Origin of the sequence: Hydrococcus rivularis NIES-593 (assembly GCF_001904635.1) — a bacterium.
Lineage (GTDB): Bacteria > Cyanobacteriota > Cyanobacteriia > Cyanobacteriales > Microcystaceae > Hydrococcus > Hydrococcus rivularis.
The window spans coordinates 57,703-76,698 of record NZ_MRCB01000020.1 but is presented as its reverse complement, the minus strand read 5'-3'; the positions used below and the strand labels follow the sequence as shown (position 1 = coordinate 76,698).

13 protein-coding genes and 2 pseudogenes are annotated in these 18,996 nt (G+C 44.6%); 10 read left to right on the top strand and 5 right to left on the bottom strand.

What is annotated here, in order from left to right; genetic code table 11:
- From NIES593_RS15915 to NIES593_RS15900, 4 genes are all read left to right on the top strand, one after another.
- A complete protein-coding gene (locus NIES593_RS15915) occupies positions 1-603 on the top strand; it encodes a DUF1517 domain-containing protein (protein WP_015142704.1) in 603 nt (200 codons plus the stop codon).
- Between the two features lie 155 nt (positions 604-758).
- The gene (locus NIES593_RS15910) at positions 759-1,607 is read left to right on the top strand and encodes a hypothetical protein (protein WP_073600511.1); all 849 of its coding nucleotides are present in this window, start codon (positions 759-761) and stop codon (positions 1,605-1,607) included.
- A gap of 574 nt (positions 1,608-2,181) precedes the next feature.
- Positions 2,182-5,079, top strand: coding sequence for a GAF domain-containing protein (locus NIES593_RS15905; protein ID WP_073600510.1), 2,898 nt, complete (start codon positions 2,182-2,184; stop codon positions 5,077-5,079).
- Positions 5,080-5,091: 12 nt separating this feature from the next.
- Positions 5,092-6,111, top strand: a complete 1,020-nt coding sequence (locus NIES593_RS15900; protein WP_073600509.1) for an ATP-binding response regulator — start codon at positions 5,092-5,094, stop codon at positions 6,109-6,111.
- 162 nt (positions 6,112-6,273) lie between these two features.
- Here the strand turns inward: NIES593_RS15900 and NIES593_RS15895 are convergent, their stop codons facing one another.
- Positions 6,274-7,881, bottom strand: a complete 1,608-nt coding sequence (locus NIES593_RS15895) for an NAD(P)H-quinone oxidoreductase subunit 4 (RefSeq protein WP_175561155.1) — start codon at positions 7,879-7,881, stop codon at positions 6,274-6,276.
- A gap of 237 nt (positions 7,882-8,118) precedes the next feature.
- On the opposite strand from NIES593_RS15895, the pseudogene NIES593_RS25625 reads away from it, so the two are divergent.
- Positions 8,119-8,346, top strand: a pseudogene (locus tag NIES593_RS25625) (REP-associated tyrosine transposase); the annotation flags it as partial.
- A gap of 177 nt (positions 8,347-8,523) precedes the next feature.
- On the opposite strand, the gene NIES593_RS15885 reads toward NIES593_RS25625, so the two are convergent.
- Positions 8,524-9,291 (bottom strand): GDSL-type esterase/lipase family protein, encoded by a 768-nt coding sequence (locus NIES593_RS15885; protein WP_073600507.1) that lies wholly within the window; start codon positions 9,289-9,291, stop codon positions 8,524-8,526.
- 80 nt (positions 9,292-9,371) lie between these two features.
- Between NIES593_RS15885 and NIES593_RS15880 the strand changes: the two genes are divergently transcribed.
- Positions 9,372-10,673 (top strand): cytosine deaminase, encoded by a 1,302-nt coding sequence (locus NIES593_RS15880; protein ID WP_073600521.1) that lies wholly within the window; start codon positions 9,372-9,374, stop codon positions 10,671-10,673.
- A 35-nt stretch (positions 10,674-10,708) separates the two neighbouring features.
- On the opposite strand, the gene NIES593_RS15875 is transcribed toward NIES593_RS15880, so the two are convergent.
- A complete protein-coding gene (locus tag NIES593_RS15875) occupies positions 10,709-11,023 on the bottom strand; it encodes a phage holin family protein (protein WP_139253720.1) in 315 nt (104 codons plus the stop codon).
- Between the two features lie 250 nt (positions 11,024-11,273).
- Positions 11,274-11,813, bottom strand: coding sequence for a pentapeptide repeat-containing protein (locus NIES593_RS15870; RefSeq protein ID WP_073600506.1), 540 nt, complete (start codon positions 11,811-11,813; stop codon positions 11,274-11,276).
- 445 nt (positions 11,814-12,258) lie between these two features.
- Here NIES593_RS15870 and ggt point away from each other — a divergent pair, with 445 nt between their 5' ends.
- On the top strand, positions 12,259-14,013 hold the full coding sequence (ggt, locus tag NIES593_RS15865; RefSeq protein ID WP_073600505.1) for a gamma-glutamyltransferase: 1,755 nt from the start codon (positions 12,259-12,261) through the stop codon (positions 14,011-14,013).
- A gap of 145 nt (positions 14,014-14,158) precedes the next feature.
- Here the strand turns inward: ggt and NIES593_RS25620 are convergent.
- Positions 14,159-14,410: pseudogene (locus tag NIES593_RS25620) on the bottom strand (hypothetical protein).
- 53 nt (positions 14,411-14,463) lie between these two features.
- Between NIES593_RS25620 and NIES593_RS15855 the strand changes: the two are divergent.
- The 3 genes from NIES593_RS15855 (at position 14,464) to NIES593_RS15845 (ending at position 18,980) form a co-directional block, all read left to right on the top strand.
- Complete coding sequence (locus tag NIES593_RS15855; protein WP_073600504.1) at positions 14,464-15,810, top strand: FAD-binding oxidoreductase; 1,347 nt, start codon at positions 14,464-14,466, stop codon at positions 15,808-15,810.
- 6 nt (positions 15,811-15,816) lie between these two features.
- Positions 15,817-16,515 (top strand): TVP38/TMEM64 family protein, encoded by a 699-nt coding sequence (locus tag NIES593_RS15850; RefSeq protein ID WP_073600503.1) that lies wholly within the window; start codon positions 15,817-15,819, stop codon positions 16,513-16,515.
- A gap of 554 nt (positions 16,516-17,069) precedes the next feature.
- Complete coding sequence (locus NIES593_RS15845; protein ID WP_245817544.1) at positions 17,070-18,980, top strand: ArnT family glycosyltransferase; 1,911 nt, start codon at positions 17,070-17,072, stop codon at positions 18,978-18,980.
- Positions 18,981-18,996 lie beyond the last annotated feature (16 nt).

The window sequence follows — 18,996 nt, the reverse complement described above, 5'->3', positions numbered from 1 at the left end:
ATGAGTGCTTGGCGCGATCGCCTCAATAAACTATCGGGAAAAACTCGCTATGTCGTCTGTCGAATCTTCATCCATCTAGCAGGCGACGAAGTCGCTCCTTTGCTGGGAGTTCTCAATAGCAAAGCAAGGGACGCGATCGAATCGGAGGGAGATTTAGAGGTTTTGGGAGAAGGACTGGTAGATATTTGTCAAACCCTTCTCCAAATGAATCTCTACTGGCGATCGGCTGCTAACGAAGGCGATGTTTTTTGGGACGAAGGAGAAGCTGGCGATTACGTCACCGAGTTATTTACCGATTCGGCTCAGCGGTATCTGAGCGAAACAGATTTCGAGGTAGCGTCGGAGGATGACGAACTCTTGTCCTTACCCGCCACTCGCAATTTAGTTGTTATGCTAACGATAGCCGCTGAAGGCGAAGTTCCCGCACTAGAGACTAACTTAGCAGACCGAGAGGCACTCGAAGAGGGTCTAAAAGCATTAATCGACCTTCACTATCAAAACAAATTGCGCGCCATCCAAGTTCATTTCTCTCCAGCACAGTTAGGAGACGAACTCACTGACGAGCAACTGTTGCTCAATTTTCCCGAACTCGTTCCTCTGTAACAGCGATTCGGTAGGGGTGGGTTGAGTTGTAAAAATAACCGCTTGTTACATAGCCACAACCCAAATCCGCCCGTACAGTTAACAGTTATTAGTGACCAGTGAAAATCCTTTAATCTAACCCTGAAAAATTAGACCTTCAAAACAACCATTTATTTATGTCGCGTAAATTAGTAGCAATTCTTCTCTCTTTGACTTTGTGTTGGACGACGGTGGCGTGTGATTCGCCTACATCAACGCCAACTCAGTCAGCTCCAAACAATGTTAGTACCTCGGTTTCCAATCAAGTTGGTAGCGGAAAATATCCCGTTCAGCAAGCCACTTACGACGATGCGACTGGGGAATATACTTTGATGTTGCTCGGTGCCACTCCCCCCGTTTTTCGCACCAGCGACCTGCAAATGGCGCGTCTGAGTGATGAAGAGATCGCCAAGGGAGAAAAGACCTATGCCGAGATTAATGGCGATCGCGCAGTAATGCACCTGAGTGAAGATTTCAAAATCGAGTACGTTCACAACGTCACGCAAACTCAAACTAACCCGCAAACGGGTCAGCCAGAAACCGTTGTCATCCGTCGGGAATCGAACTTCTGGGCACCTTTTGCTGGCGCTCTAGCCGGTCAGGCTTTGGGCAGCTTATTGTTTACGCCTCAATACTACGTCCCCCCAGTCTATCAACCCGGCGTAGTCATTACGGGCTACGGCGGCTATGGTAGCAGCTACGATCGCGCCGTTCAGAGCTACCAAGCCAGATACAACGAGCCGCCAGCTGCCGTCAGAAATCGCCAAACGCTGCGAACGACTGGCAACCTGAGACGACCTTCTTCAAACAGAGCCACCACTCGCAGGCAGTCACCTAACGCTGGTAGAGCAAGCGGTTCGGGTTACGGTTCGAGCGAGCTGCGTCCTTCCAATCGCTCTGGTTCGACTAGAAAGCGTAGCGGGAGTTTCGGCAGCAGTGCCGGAAGTCGCAGTAAAAGTTTTGGTAGCAGCAGAAGACGGCGTTAATTCAACCATACTCTACTCTTTACTTTTTTAATTTGTAGGGGCGTTTTGCAAAATGCCCCTACGATTATTTTTGTCTATTTAAATTACATCTAGACAAAAGTCAAAAGCGCTATAAAATTAAAATTTATCTTTTTTGTTATTGATATTTTATAATCACAATAGTTAGATTGAAGAGAGTTTTGAAAGTAGTTTAAACTAGATACTGCTCGATTAATTAACCATTCATATCTTGTTTTTTAAAACTTATTTATTTAAATCTGTCAACTATCTTTGGGTCGATTCTTTTTTGTTTTAAGATAGATTTATGGTCTAAAAACGCGATCGCGTTTAATGAGTCGATCGCTTGCCAAGACTGTCCTCAGCGATTTCCAGCTACTTAGTTGACTGTCATTGGTTACGCTGGAATTATTGGGATCTGCAAATGCATTTTATAAAAATTTACAAAAAATCCAGTTAAAGTTAAACTAAAAAAAACTTTTATCAAACAATTTTGTTTGTCGATCGCAACGCTCGCAAATGCTTCAAACAAGCTTAAATAAGTCGAGCGATATCTATTTTTAGTGAGGGCTTGGTCGTGACCGGATCTTCCTCGTCTCAGCAGACAGATAAAACTATCGAAACTACCGAGATTCATAGCCATTCTCCTGCAACAGCAGAACCAGAATCGAACGAGCAAGTCGATCGCAAAGAAACAGCAGGCGACGAACGACAGCCAAAAGCAGAAAACCAAGTACCATCGCGTTCTAAACGGCGGGGATTGAGCTTGAGAATCAAAGCAACAACCACCGCGATCGCGATTAGCGTCCTGCCAGTGCTCGCCCTTGGGGGAATGACTTACTACGTAAGCGAGCGATCGAGCGAGCAGCAGGCAAACCAAGCCAAGCAATCGGGTAATCCAAGCGCAGCAGACATTATCTACCTGACCTTTCTACTCAAGAGACAACTCCAGATGGGGATAGCGATTGGCACCGGGGCAGTTGCTTTACTGGCACTGGCGATCGCTCTGTGGCTGACCAATCGTTCTCTTCGTCCCGTGCTGGGTGCTGCCAAAACCGCAGCAGAGACGGCAAAATTATTGCGACGAGAGGGAGGAGAAACCGAAAGCGACTTAGAATTTAGCGGCGCAGACGAATTAATTGCTCTCAAAACCGATCTGAACTTACTAGCCGTCCAAATCCCAGATCTGTTAAAACAACAAAACGCTGAAGGCGATCGCACTCAACTGCTAACCGACATTACCTTACGGGTGCGCGAAGCGCAAGACTTGGACGAGCTGCTAACCATTGCAGTTAGAGAAGTCAGACAGGTATTAAAAAGCGATCGCGTCTTGTTCTTTCGCCTCGAACCAGATGGGAATGGCACGATTATTGCCGAATCCGTAACGCCCGGTTTTCCGAAAGCGAGGGGGGCAAAAATTTTTGACCCTTGTTTTAAGGAACGCCATATCGAGATGTACCGAAACGGTCGCGTTAGAGCCTTCGACAACATCTACAAAGCCAATTTAGGCGAGTGTTACATTCAGTTGCTCGAACAATTTTCTGTCAAAGCCAACTTGATAGCCCCCGTCCTTAAAGACGGTCAGCTTCTGGGGCTGCTGATTGCCCACCAATGCTCGGCTCCTCGTGCTTGGCAGCAGTCGGAAATTACCTTTTTCTCGCGCTTGGCAACGCAAATCGGATTTGCCCTCGATCGCCGTCTCCCAGCCGAGCAAAAAGCCGAAGCCGAAGCCGAAGAACACTTTATGGAGATTACGCTTCGCATCCGCCAATCTCTCAAATCAGCCGATATCTTGACAACCACCGTCCAAGAAATTCGCAAGGCACTACAAGCCGATCGCGTGTTGGTCTATCGCTTCGAGCCTGATTGGAGCGGAACCGTCGTCGCCGAATCGGTGCTTTCCGGTTTGCCCAAGGCATTGGGAGCAAATATTATCGACCCGTGCTTCAAAGATCGTCACGTCGAGCAGTATCGTAACGGTCGGGTTCGGGCGACTGATAATATTTACACCGCTAATCTCTCGGACTGCCACATCGAATTATTGGGGCGCTTTGGGGTTAGGGCGAACTTGGTAGCTCCCATCGTGCAAGGAAAAGAGCTAATCGGTTTGCTGATCGCCCATCAGTGTTTCGCGCCTCGAACTTGGGAGCGATCGGAAATTCAATTATTTACTAAGTTAGCGACTCAAGTGGGATTTGCCCTCGACCAGGCGGCTGTTCTAGAAGAGATCGAACAAGCGCGTCAGGAGTTGGAGGGAGCGCTGCGACCTCGCGATCGCGCCATCGCCGCCGCCAGTTTCGGGCTTTGCATTGCCGACGCGACTCAACCGGACTACCCGATCGTCTATTGCAATCCCGCTTTTGAAAAAATGACGGGCTATTCTCACTCAGAAGCGATCGGGCGCAACTGCCGATTTTTGCAAGGTGCCGATACAGAACCCGATGCTGTCGCGCAAATTCGCCGAGCACTGCACGAGCAGCGCGAATGTCATCTGGTTTTGAAGAATTATCGCAAAGATGGTTCTCCCTTTTGGAACGAGCTGACGATTGCTCCGGTGCAAAACGAGCAGGGAGAAGTCACTCATTTTATCGGCTTGCAAACCGATATCACCAGTCGGCGGCAGATTGCCTCGCAGGTACAAGCCGCCGCTCAAGCCGTGACGCAAACCACCCAAGACAACGAATCTGCCATCAACACCCTCTCCTTAGAAGCAGCACTCCAGGCAGAGAAGATAGCAGAAGCTTTCAATGCAATTCAGGCGATGGCGAGTTCTGTTCGAGAAGTTGCCTTTAAGGCGCGTCAAGCTAAACGGAAAATGGAAGATGCCGATCGCGCCGTTAGGGCTGAGGATCGGGCAATGCGACAGACTGAAGTTGGCATGACGGGAATCCGAGAAACGTTGTTGAAGATGGTTAGAAAGACCGAGTATCTGGACGAAGTGTCGCGCAAGATTACCCAAACGATGCTGTCTCTCAACGATTTTGTCTCTCAAATCAATGTCTTGGCAATAAACGTAGCAGTAGAAGTCGGACGCGCGGGAGACGATCGAGAAAGCCGAGAGCTGATGGCGGTAGCAGAAGCCGTGCGTTCCCTCACCGAACAGTCAGCAACGGCAACTTCAGAAATCGAAGACCTAATGACAGAAATTAAAACTGCTATTAACGAAATCTTTGCGGTTATGAAGCAAGAAGCCAAGCAATTGAACGACGAAACCAAATGGGTAGCCCAATCCCGACAGAAACTCACTCAACTGGTAGCAATAAACGCCCAGACGAGCGATTTAGTGGAAGAGATCGCGCAAGCTGCCGCCGCCCATGCCGAAAACTTCACCTCCGTCAGCCAACTCGTCAGGGAATCGGCGACGATGGCAGACCGGACTTCCGAGCAATCGGCGACCGTCGCTAACTCCTTTGCCTATCTGTTGGCAGTCGCTCGCGAAATGGGAACAACTGCCGCGCAATTGGATACCGAATAACGGTAAATTCACATGGAAATGGTTGGGGAAGAAAGCAACGACAACGCATCGACTGCGCCTAAAACTTCAGAACTCAACGGTCAGCCGAAGGAGAGAGAGGTTACAGATAACGTTTCTCAGGCTGCTGCATCGAGCCGGCTTACGCTGACGACGAGAAAACAATTTGTTTGTATGGCAGATTCGGTTATCTTGACCCTGCCCTTTGAGAATATTGCCGAGATCGCCATGCTGCAAGAAAATCGGATCCGCCGGACTGAAAAACGGCGCTGGTTAAATTGGCGAGAGAAAACGATTCCCCTCTATCAACTCTCCGAATTGCTGGCTCGTGCTTATTTGTCTACCAGCACGAGTCCTGCTGCTAAGCGCCGACTTTCTTCTATATTGGTGTACGGTCGGGGCGATCGCATCCTTGCCCTAGAGTTGAAAATCGAAAGGTTAATTGCAGAGCCAGAATTGACCATTCAGCCCTTTGAAACTGCAATCGCGCGTCCTCATTATCTTTATGGCTGCACGATCTCGAAAGCCGGCAAACCAATTCCCGTCATCGATGGCGCGGCTTTTCTCAATTCGGTTTTGGATGATGACGCTTTGTCCACGGCGGCTGCAACGCCCGCTCAAAGGACGATCTCCGAGAAAACGACTCGCCCTCCTACCCTATTAGTCATTGACGATTCCATAACGGTCAGGCTGGCATTATATTTGACTCTCCAACAAGCGGGATATAAAGTTTTACAGGCTAGAGACGGCTGGCACGCGATCGAGCAATTGCAGCGACATACGAACATTCAATCGATCGTTTGCGATCTAGAAATGCCAAATATGAGCGGCTTTGAGTTTCTCCTGTACTGTCGTCAATCGTCCGATTTGGCAAAAATTCCGGTGGTTATCCTCTCAATCCGCAACGACGAACAAGATCGGAAAAGGGCTGCGTCCTTGGGGGCTAAAGCTTACTTGCTCAAAAAGCCCGATCTAGAAAAAGAACTTTTAGCGACTCTGCAAGCACTTGCAATGGTAAATCCAAGCGAAAGCTGACGCGTTAGAATTGCCCATCTCTTCCAAGAGTCCCCCACTCGCCAAGAAATTAATCTCTTGGAACCAATATAAAAAGTCCTCTTAAGAGGACTTTAGGTATGAGCTTAGAAATTAATTTCTAAGCAGAGTTTGCCACAACATTAACTTTCACAAGCGATCTATTCAACGCTGAATTGGAATTTCAGGAGATTTCAACCCGAACGAACTATTAGGATTGACAGCAGTTTGTTGTACCAGCGATGGAACTGACTGTCTCATTGAAGCGGTCAATTGGTTGGTCGTCGAATCGTAGATCTGAGTGACGATCTTTGGATAGAGACCGATGCCGATGACTGGCACCATCAGACAAGCGATGATAAACACCTCGCGAGGTTCGGCATCGATGAGAGCTTGATGCGAGACGAGTTCCTTATTTTCTGGTCCATAGAGCATTTCCCGCAGCATTGAGAGCAGGTAAATTGGTGTCAGAATCACTCCAACTGCCATGAGTAAAACGATAATCGTCCTAAAAACGGGATTATAAGCATCACTGGTTGCAAAACCAATAAATACCATCAATTCCGCCACAAAACCGCTCATTCCTGGTAAAGCGAGCGATGCTAGAGAACAAGTCGTCCACATGGCGAAAACCTTTTTCATCTTTTGTCCTACGCCTCCCATTTCGTCCAGCATTAAGGTATGGGTGCGATCGTAGGTACAGCCGACCATGAAGAATAAACTCGCTCCGATCAATCCGTGGGAGATCATTTGCAGCATGGCACCGCTAACCCCGATCTCGGTAAAGGAAGCGATCCCGATTAAGACGAATCCCATATGGGAGATCGAGGAATAGGCAATTTTCCGCTTCAGGTTGCGCTGGGCAAAAGAGGTTAAAGCGGCATAGATGATATTGACTACGCCCAAAATTACCAAGACGGGCGCAAAAATTGCATGGGCATCGGGCAGCATTCCCGCATTCATCCGCAGTAGCGCGTATCCGCCCATCTTCAGGAGAATTCCTGCCAGTAACATGTGAGCGGGTGCGGTGGCTTCTCCGTGGGCATCTGGCAGCCAAGTATGGAGGGGAAAGATGGGAAGTTTGACTCCGTAGGCGATTAATAAGCCACCATAGAGCAATAATTGTAGATTGAGCGGGAAATCTTTGGCTGCGATCGCGCTCATGTCAAGGGTGACAGGATTGCCGTAAAATGCCATCGTCAATCCCGCCACTAAAATAAAGAGCGAACCGCCTGCTGTGTAAAGAATAAACTTGGTCGCCGCATACTGACGGCGCTTTCCGCCCCAAATTGCCAGAATTAGGTAAACTGGGACTAACTCCAATTCCCAAACTAGGAAAAAGAGCAACATATCCTGAACGGCAAAGACAGCAATTTGTCCCCCATACATCGCCAGCATCAGGAAATAAAATAGCTTTGGCTTAAAGGTAACGGGCCAAGCTGCCATGATTGCCAGCGTCGTGACAAAGCCAGTCAGCAGGATTAGAGGCATAGACAAACCATCTGCCCCTAACGACCATTTCAAATCGATTTGGGGAACCCAAGCATAACTCTCAACTAATTGCAGTCCGGGAACGCTGAGATCGTAGCCCGTGTAGAAGGCATAGACAATCAGGGCAAAGTCAATTAGCCCCACACTCAGGGCATACCACCGCACTGTTTTAGCAGTCTTTTCCTGTTCTGGCTTGTCTCCCTCATCGGGAAACAAGGGGATGAACAAGGCGGCGACAATTGGAAACAAAATAATGGTTGTTAACCAGGGAAAATTGGCAATATTCATTGCAATTTACTAAATATTCATCAATAGCTTGGTTTTCGGGACTCGGAGATGGGAATAATTGCTTGAATTATTTTCCTTCACCATCGCCCGCTAACCGCGATCGCGTGCGGGACTTGAAGCCAAGTCGCCGCTACCCCAAAAACAATTTAGCAGCATTTATTCGCTGACGCTGTTTTGACAATAATAAATTTACTATTGGCAGCGCGATCGCTTTTTTACATTTAGAGGTAGGCAGTTTGGCAACGCCGATTTTGGGAGCATCAAATTCGAGACGAGCAAGATTTTGTTCGTCATGTTGAATATACTCATTACAATCCAGTGCATCATGGATTGGTAAGTGCATCGAAGGATTGGGAATATTCGAGTTTTCATCATTATGTGCGGGATGACATTTACGATCTGATGTGGGGAACTTCAGAAAGAATTGTTTTTGAGGGTACGATCGCGATGGGATGTTGAGAATGTCTATTCAAAAAACAAGGTGGGCATTGCCCATTCCTACATTTGTAGGAGTACGAACATTCTCGCGATTCATGCGATAGACAAAGCTAACCAGCGTACTTGTCCCAATTTTGCGATCGCTCACGCGAGTTAACGCTCTTTCTCAATGAGGAAACGCCCGCGTCTCTACTTAGGTTAAATATACTTTTCAATCAGTTTTTTCCAAAGTAAATATCCTTCTCCATTCAAGTGAACGCCGTCTGAAGTATATCGAGACGATAATTGATTTTGTTCGTCAAGGAAATGACTATGTAAATCTATATACTCATAGGAAAATTCCTTAGCTAATATTTTCAGGCGATCGTTGAAAGCGCCCAGTTCCTTATTGTCTAGTTTTATTTTATACTGAGCTTGATTGACTGGTAATATACTTTGAACAAAAACCTGAGTTTCAGGTGCATTCTTTTTGATAGTACTTAAAATTATTCTATAATTATTAACTACAATAGAAATAGTTTTGCTTTCATTCCAAAAATCATTGACTCCAATCATTAAAAATATTTTTTGGGGGTTTGTTTCTAATATTTCATTAATTCGCTCAATAATCCCATCTGTTGTTTCTCCATTAATACCACGATTTTTGATGTTGGCATTCTTAAAAAGTTCTTGCCATTCTCCTTGGTCGGTTAAACTATCGCCTAATAAAATCATTTCGCCTTCAGTGTCGGGGAGAGTTTTAAAAATACTGTATCTCATTTGATAGTAGGTAGAACGATAAGTGTTTTGACGGGGGACTTCTTTGGCTCGATTGGAATTTTTTTGAGAAGAAGTTTCAAGAAATGGGAGCCTTCTTACTATATAAGACATTCCACCCCTCCTAATTGTAAAAGTAATGCCTAAAGCAATAAAAAGAATATTTAGTCCTATAGAAATCAAAAGTAAAGTCTTATTTTTTGACAACATTGGCAAGTTATAGTCATCAGAAAATTTTCATCTATACTATCAAAGGAGGTTTCTGTAAATTAACCAGTTGGTTTTGCCCGATGATTCCAAGTAGCGATCGCTATTGGCTCAAAAATGCCCACGTACCCGTTGCCTTAATTGAAAATAGCAGCTTTCCCGCGCAGACGAGAGAAGGTCTATGCTTAGTCGATCTAGAAATTGTTGCCGGGGAAATTTCACAAATTATCCCAGCTTCTGGCAACAATCCTGAAGCCACTTTTGTGGACTTACGCAAGGGCATTGTTTTTCCTGGTTTTGTCGATATGCATACCCATCTAGATAAAGGTCATATTTGGGAACGTTCTCCCAATTTAGACGGCACCTTTGATAAGGCTCTAGCAACTGCCAAAAGCGATTCGCAACAATATTGGCAAGAAGAAGATGTCTATCGCCGCATGGAATTTGGAATTAAATGCAGTTATGCTCGCGGTACGACGGCAATCCGAACTCATATCGATTCGTTTGGCGAACAAGTAGATATTAGTTTTGAAGTCTTTAAAAGTTTACAAAAAGAATGGGCAGATAGGGTAATTTTACAAGCAGTTTCTCTTGTTTCTCTCGACTATTATCAAACGCCCGAAGGGGTTGCTTTAGCAGATAAAGTTGCTGAAGTTGGCGGAATTTTGGGAGGCGTTGCTTATATGAATCCCAACTTAGATAGCGAACTCGATACTATCTTCTCTCTTGCCAAGGAAAGAGGTTTAACTCTCGATTTTCATGCGGATGAAAATGGCGATATCGATTCAATTTGCTTGCAAAAGATAGCGATCGCTGCTTTGCGAAATGAGTTTGCCGGACAAATTATTTGCGGTCATTGTTGTAGTTTAGCCGTTCAGCCGCAAGAAGTTGTCGCTCAAACAATCTCTGCAATCAAAAAGGCAAATATTGGCATTGTTAGTTTGCCGATGTGTAATTTATACCTTCAAGATCGCCAAGCCTTACGCACTCCTTTTTGGCGAGGCGTTACTGATGTTCATGAATTGAAACAACAGGGAATTCCGGTTGCTTTTGCTAGCGATAATTGTCGAGATCCATTTTATGGATTTGGCGACCACGATGGATTAGAAGTCTTTACTCAAGCTGTCAGAATTGCCCATCTCGATACGCCCTATGGCGATTGGTGTTGCAGCGTCACTAAAACGCCAGCAGATTTAATGGGACTCCCAAATTTGGGAAGAATTGGGGTTGGATTGCCAGCCGATTTAATCTTATTTAGAGCCAGATATTTTAGCGAATTGTTATCGCGTTCCCAAAGCGATCGCATTGTTTTGCGTCGGGGAAAGCCAATTAATACAACTTTGCCCGACTATGCAGAATTAGACGATTTAGTTTTTAACGCCTAATCCTGCTATAGCGAGTACTTGATAACTCAAAGAATTCACCAAACCCAGTAAGCTCCCAGCAAAGCACTCCAAAATCCATAACGCAATCTAAAACCGCTAACGAGAGCGGCTGCCAAACCGAAAACGATCGCATTAATGACGAATAAAAACAGTCCCAAAGTGATAACAATAAAGGGAAAGCCCAATACGATCAGAATGGGATGAACGATTGCGTTCAAAATCCCGAAAACAGCAGCCGCAATCAGAGCTTTGCCAAAGCTATCGATCTCCACTCCGATGGGTAACTTAGAAACGATCAATAAACTAATGGCAGTGACGAGCCAAGCAATCAGAATGTTAGGAAGATTCATCAGATGTTACTCCCGAATCAGACTACATTACCTATTAAACCGGAATTAACATGAAATCTCCCTTTCGTACAAGATAATCTTTATTTTTTCTTATGAAATTGTTATCCCCTAGACCGAATAAATCTAGGGGATAGAAATAGCAAATTGCGATCGCACTAGAATTTCATCCCGGTGCGATAAAGGTTAGCAACAAATCCCTTGGTAGGGGCAAGGCAGCAGCCTGCCTCTAGTGTATCTATAAGCGCCAAAGTTAGCGGCGGTTACCCGACCAAGTGATCCAATGAGGAGACATCCCCGTCAAATGGCACTCTTCTGATTCGCAATCGATTGCCCAAAGCTCTGCTCCAACGGTATCGGCAACGCTCAGATCGGTTCCTGCCAGTTTAGCATTGCTCAAATTAGCACCGCTTAAATCAGCGCCATTGACATTAACATCCGTCAGGTTAGCACCGCTTAAATTGGCGTCGTGCAGGTTAGCACATCGCAAATCGGCTCCACAGAGATTTGCTCCCCTCAAATCTGCGCCAGACAAATCTGCACCGATGAGATTAACCTCGATTAAGTTAGCACCAACCAAGTTAGCACCGCTTAAGTCAGCATCAGTCAGGTTGGCTTGATTCAAACAAGCCCCGCTCAGATCGGCTAAACTTAAGTCGGCATGGCTAAGATCGGCTCTCATAAAATTGATCCGAGATAGATTGGCACCTTTTAAGCTGGCTTGATGCAAGCCGATCTCAACAAAATCTAGTTCATTGGCTTCATATCGGATGAGTAATTCGTGAGTATTCATATTCTGTCCCCCCTACGAAGGCATTGAGTCAACTGAAGGTTGAAGGTTAAAGGATGCATTTTTTCTCTAGCAACCTCTAGCTCAAATCCCTATCAAAAGAGGCTGCGAGATTGTCATCCCTAATGAAATGAGCAAACTATTCGCTAAAACGAGACTATGGCGTTAATCTAGATAGATTACGGTAAGTTTTGCGAAAGTTCTATTGAGTTCTAATTGAGTTCTTGCGAGAGAATTTTAGATTAGGATTGCGATTCGCCCTTAAGTTGTGCGTGCATAGGATATAGCACCCCCTTCGGAAATCAGGCGTTATCGATACTTTAATCGTACTGCAAAATTCTGAAAATTTTGTAACAAAGTATTGATTTTCCTAGCACTATATTTACAAACATCTTTTTAGTAGTGAATTAACAGATAATTTGCTTAAAAACCCGCGATCGCAGCTAAAATGAAAACTCTCAATCCCCCGTCGCTCAAACATTCAAGTAAAAGATGTTTGGCGCTGATAATCTCTTTAAAAATCGTAACAGGCAATGCCGTCGCTCAAGACTTTCCCATCCATAGTTCTGACGATATTTTTCATCCCGTAATTGCTAAAAATGGGATGGTTGCTACTCAGGAAGACTTAGCAACTCAAGCGGGATTAGAGGTATTAAAAGAAGGAGGAAATGCCGTTGATGCTGCGGTAACAATTGGCTTTACCCTAGCCGTTACTCTACCCCATGCGGGTAATTTAGGCGGTGGTGGTTTTATGTTAGTTCATGTGCGTGAAGACAACGAAACCATTGCGATCGACTATCGAGAAAAAGCGCCTTTAGCAGCAACGCGAGATATGTTTCTCGATGAAAATGGAGAAGTCGATAACCAAAAAACGAGATTTAGTCATTTAGCCGTTGGCGTTCCCGGTACGGTTGCGGGTTTAATTTTGGCACTAGAAAAGTATGGAACAATTTCCTTAGAAAGAGCCTTACAACCAGCGATCGAACTAGCAGAAAATGGCTTTCCCGTTGATGAAGATTTGCGGGTTTCTCTAAGGTTTGCTAAGAAACAAATGCAAGCCTCACCTGCTAGCAGAGAAATTTTCTACAAACAAGATGGTAGTTTATATGAAGTCGGAGACATTCTCGTCCAAAAAGATTTAGCAGAGAGTTTAAAACAAATTGCCGAAAAAGGTAAAGATGCTTTTTATCGAGGAGAAATTGCCGATCGCATCGTGGATGAAATGGAAGCCAATAATGGCTTAATTACCAAAGAAGATTTAGCCAAATATAAACCAGTCATTCGTCAACCCATTCGAGGCAACTATCGCGGCTATCAAATCTATTCGATGCCGCCTCCGAGTTCTGGCGGCGTTCATCTCGTCGAGATGCTCAATATCTTAGAAAGATTTCCGCTTCGTTCTCTCGGTCATAATACCGCTCAAACGATTCATTTAATGACAGAGACGATGAAATTAGCCTACGCAGATCGCTTTAAATATATGGGAGATACAGATTTTGTTGAAGTTCCTATCAAGCGTTTAATTTCTAAAGATTATGCCGATGAATTGCGCGAAAAAATAAACCGCGATCGCGCTACGCCAAGCCGAGAAATTTTACCGGGAAACGGCGATTTTATAGAAGAAAGTACCGAGACTACCCATTATTCTGTCGTCGATAAAGATGGCAATGCCGTTTCTAATACTTATACCCTAAACTTCAGCTTTGGGACGGGAATAACTGTGCCGGGAACGGGAATTTTATTAAACAATCAAATGGATGATTTTACTGCTAAACCAGGCGTTGCCAATGCATTTAGATTAATTGGTGGAGAAGCAAACGCGATCGCACCCGAAAAAAGAATGCTCAGTTCCATGACACCAACCATTGTCATGAAAGATGGAAAACCCTTTTTAGTCACGGGAAGTCCCGGCGGCAGTCGAATTATTACGACGGTTTTACAAATTATTATCAACGCGATCGACCATCGCATGAATATTGCTGAAGCAACCAATGCCGTGCGAGTTCATCATCAGTGGTTTCCCGACGAATTACAGGTAGAACGAGATTTAAATGGCGATACAATTCGATTGTTAACCGATAAAGGACATAATGTGGTTTTAGGACGTGCAGCAGGTAGTACTCAAAGCATCATGTCTGTCAATGGCATATTGTACGGTGCTTCAGATCCCCGCAAACCAGGCGCTTTGACTTTGGGTTATTAAAGATTGGCGATCGGGATTTCCCAGTTACCAGCCCACACTCATTAGTCGCCTCTGACTGGGTTGAGATCGCACAAAACTACATCTCCCCGCGAAAGAGTTATATTAAATCTGTTTAATTAGCCATAATAATCTATAGTGCGTTCGCTTAGCGTGCGCGTAAGCGCATATGTCCCACTCGCGAGCAAGATGCTCCCACTCTTAGGTCTTCTTCTAAGTTAGATAAGTAGTCAGAGAAGTCTGACTCAGCCATTTCTAGAGACTCAGCAAACTGCATCCACAATTACCATTTTTCACTATTCTGTTTCATTAGTAAGAAATCTATAAAATCATTAACCTTACTAACAAGAGATTCTGGTAGCTGGTCAATCTTGGTTATCGTTTCTTCGCGTTTAGGCATTAATAATTTATAAACTAATGAAATAACTCTGCACCTCTGCGCGAGAAAAAATTATGACCTCGACGACAACGATTTGGGATACCATAGCTGCCGAACTCAACGGCATAGAAATTATTACCGACCCCACCCAACTGGCTAAACTTTCCCTCGATTACTACCACTTCAGCCCCATTTTAGAAGCACAACTCAAAGATAAGCGAGGCAATCTCGTCGTCCGTCCTGCCACGGAAGCAGAAGTCATGCAAGTGGCAAAAACCTGCGTCAAACATAAAGTCCCTCTCACCGTCAGAGGTGCGGGAACGGGAAATTACGGACAATGCATACCCCTCGAAGGCGGCGTAATTCTCGACACGACCAAAATGAATCAAATTCGCTGGATTAAACCAGGACTCGCTTGCGTCGAACCTGGGGTGAGAATGGCAGCCTTTGACAAACAAGCCAGAGAAATCGGCTGGGAATTGCGGATGGCACCGTCAACCTACCGTACAGCCACCATTGGCGGGTTTATCGGCGGCGGTAGCGTGGGGATGGGTTCGATTACCTACGGACAATTGCGCGATCGCGGCAATCTTCGCGCCCTTCGCGTCGTCACCCTCGAAGACGAACCCCGCGTCATCCAATTGCGAGGCGATGAAGTTCAGAAGGTCAACCATGCCTACGGAACTAATGGCATTATTACAGAATTAGAAATTCCCCTTGCCCCTGCCTATCCCTGGGCAGAAATTATCGTCGCCTTCGATGAGTTTATGACGGCAGCGCAATTCGGACAAGCCCTCAGCGATAGCGATGGCATCGTCAAAAAAATGGTCAGCATTCATGCATGGCCCATTCCTTCATACTTTGCCGCCCTGCAAAGCTATCTTCCCCAAGGCAAGCATTGTGCCCTTTTGATGGTATCGGAAACCGATCTAGAACCTTTGCAAGAATTAGTCCGCGAGTACGGCGGCGAGATAACTTATAACAAAACCGCCCAAGAAGCCAGCAAAGGGACCAGCATACTCGAATTTACTTGGAATCATACCACCCTTCACGCCCGCAGCGTCGATCCCAATCTCACCTATTTACAAACCTTTTACTTTACCCTCGATCGCGTCGAACACATGTATCATCACTTCGGCGATGAACTAGCGATTCATTTAGAATTCCTTCGCTTCGGTGGAAAAGCCATCCCTGCTGGATTGCAACTGTTTCGCTTCACCACAGAAGAACGCCTCAACGAAATTATTCGCTATCACGAGGAAAATGGGACAGGCATTGCCAATCCCCACACCTACATCCTTGAAGACGGGGGCAGAAAAACCATCGACCCCGAACAATTGGCTTTCAAAAAGTTAGTCGATCCCTACGGATTGATGAATCCAGGTAAAATGCGAGCATGGTCGCAAATGACAAATGACTAATAACTAATGACTAAAAGTGGCATTATTCTTCTCACCGTTTTCTGTATCGTAGCGACAGGGATAGGATTCTACTGGCTTGGCGGGATCGATCCAGAACAATTGCAAGCATGGCTGAAAAAAATGGGGATCTGGGCACCCATTGTTTATGTGCTTCTCTATACGCTGGGAACGCTCTTAATCCTGCCATCAACCCCGCTCAATCTCAGTGGCGGCGCGCTTTTCGGCGTTTGGTGGGGAACGCTGTGGACGACGGTTGCGGCAATAATTGCAGCAGTGGTTTCTTTTGCTTTTACGCGAACGGTAGGACGAGAATACATTGCCCAGAAACTAGCGGGACGATGGGAAGCGATCGATGCAGAAATGCGTCTAGGCGGATTGTTTTATATGTTTGCCGTTCGCCTGCTGCCCCTGATTCCCTATGGAATTGTTAATTTTGCCGCCGGGTTGACCTCCATTCGCTTTCGGGACTACTTAGTCGGAACCATGCTGGGAACGGTTCCTGGGATTTTACCCTTCGTCATGATGGGATCTGGTTTGCAGGAACTTAGTAGCGGCAATGTCATTCCTCTGATGTGCGCTTTGGCATTAACCGGAATGCTAGTGGGAGTGGCGACTTGGTATCGCCGCCGCCGTCAGTCGCCTCAAAAAGCGTTGGAGGATGCTGAAAGAAAGCATTTTTTAGACTCTACCGAAAAAAAAGAATAGTTTGTCTTATGCTGAGATTCACGATAAATCAACAGAAAATATTGGTACTATTAGTCATAATTATCGTTGGGATTTTACTGCGAGTTTATCAGTTTACCGATATTCCACCGAGTCTCCATCAAGATGAAGCATCGGCTGGATATGAGGCATACTCATTGCTGTTGACAGGTAAAGACAGATGGGGAAATTCTTGGCTAAGCTATTTTCCCTCCTGGAGTACGGGTCAAAATGTCCTGTACTCGTATTTATCGATTCCAATTATCAAGTTTTTCGGTCTTAATCCATTAACGACAAGGTTGGTAAGCTTAATATTTGGAATTTTAACGTTACCACTACTGTATCTAACAATCGAGCCAATTTTTGATCTCAGAACTAATTCCCGTTCGCTATATTCATATATTATTTCATTTTAAAATCGATCCAGAAAATTTCCAAAAAAAAGTAACTATTTTTTTCAAAGGCGATCGCTACTATGTACCTAGCTTTGAACGTTTTTATTTTGTATGCTGGCTAGCTTACTATTAATCTCATTAATTCTTCTATTTCTAATTTTCTTGAGTGCCGAAATAGACTGGCGCAGCGCTTTTTTATCCGCCGCAGTTATCTGGGGTATTTTAACGACAGCATTTACAGAAGTCCTTAGTTTATTTAAATTCCTAACATTTGGCACTGTATTAGCCACTTGGGGATTAACTATTGTTATTTCAGGTTTTATCTATTATCGACTCATCAGAGAAGGAAAACGAGAGTTTAAGGGTCTGAAAATTTTTCAACTCACTCCAGTTTCTGCCATCTTGCTAGGTGGCGTTGTTTTTATCCTAGCTATAGTCGGGTTAATTTCTATCGTTGCGCCGCCCAATAATTGGGATTCCATGACCTATCATATGCCCAGGGTAGTTCATTGGATACAAAATCACAGCGTTGCTCACTACCCAACTTACGATTCTGCTCAATTAGTTCATCCACCCTTCGCAGAATTTGCCATCATGCACTTGCAGATTCTCAGTGGCGGAGATAGATTGGCTAACCTAGTACAATGGTTGGCTATGGCAGGTAGTATTATCGGGGTATCTTTAATTGCAAAACAGTTGGATGCAGATAGGCGCGGTCAAATTTTGGCAGCGGTTTTTTGTACCACAATTCCGATGGGAATTCTCCAAGCTTCTAGTACGCAAAATGATTATGTAGTCGCTTTCTGGTTAGTTTGTTTAGCTCATTATGTTCTCTCGATCTTACCTCATAAAAAACCTCCGACTCTCCTAGTTTTTGCGATCGGAGCTTGCTTGGGGTTAGCTATTTTAACTAAGAGTTCGGGTTATATCCTTGCCTTTCCTTTTATGGTTTGGCTTTTTTGTTGGTATGTTAACCGCTTGCGTTGGAGATTGTGGCAACCTTTCTGTATCGTAACTGGTACTTTCCTTTTACTAAACATCGGTCACTATTTACGCAATATAGATTTATATGGAAGCCCGATCGCAACGGTAGATTATACAGACGACTACAAAATCGAAGTTTATAGCTTGCAAACTTGGATTTCTAATATTCTTAGAAATCTTTCTCTTCATGTCGATATTGTTAGATACTTAAATCTTCAGAGTTTTATTACACCAATTACAGGAAAAGTTGAAAAGCTAATAAGTATCATTCATGGCTTTTTGGGAGTTGATATAAACGATCCCAGAACAACTTTTCCAGCAAATTCTTACCGCGTTCCTAGCTTGTCTTTTGATGAGAATGTAGCTGGTAATCCCCTTCACTTTTTTATTTTATTAGCGTCTCTTATCGGATTTTGGTTGAAAGGAGAGCTAAGAAAAAACCAAAAAGTTATCGGCTATTTATTAACCCTAATAGGCGGATTTTTATTGCTGTGTTTTATGCTGAAGATCCAGCCTTATCACAGCCGCCATCATCTAACCCTTTTTGTTTTATTTTCTGCGTTTGTCGGTCTAGTCTTTTCTAAGATAGCCAACCGCTATATCGTCACAGCTTTAGCTGTTATTTTAATCGTTACTTCCCTTCCTTTTGTGTTTGAGAACAAATTTCGTCCCATTGCCGCAGAAAAAAATATTTTCAATACTCCCAGAAGCGAACTATATTTTACCAATCGACCTCATATATCAGCTTCGTATTTAGGAGCGATAAATTTTCTGAAAACCCAAAATTGCACCAACATCGGTTTTTCTTTAGGAGGAGAAGCAATCCCGTCTCATTTAGATTGGGAATATCCTTTTTGGGCACTTCTACAAGAAGATAGGGGACAAAAAATTCGTTTTCAACACATTTTGCATCCTGACAACACCTCTAGCAGATTTCTGCAAGAATCTCCTTATAAGGACTTCACTGCCTGTGCCATTATTGCAACCAGAAACAGCAAGCAAGAACCCGTTAAAGAAATGGTTGTGAATGGAACTACTTATATCACTAAATGGTCGAGAGAATTCGTTAGCGTATTAATGAAACAATAATTAATATCAATAGTAA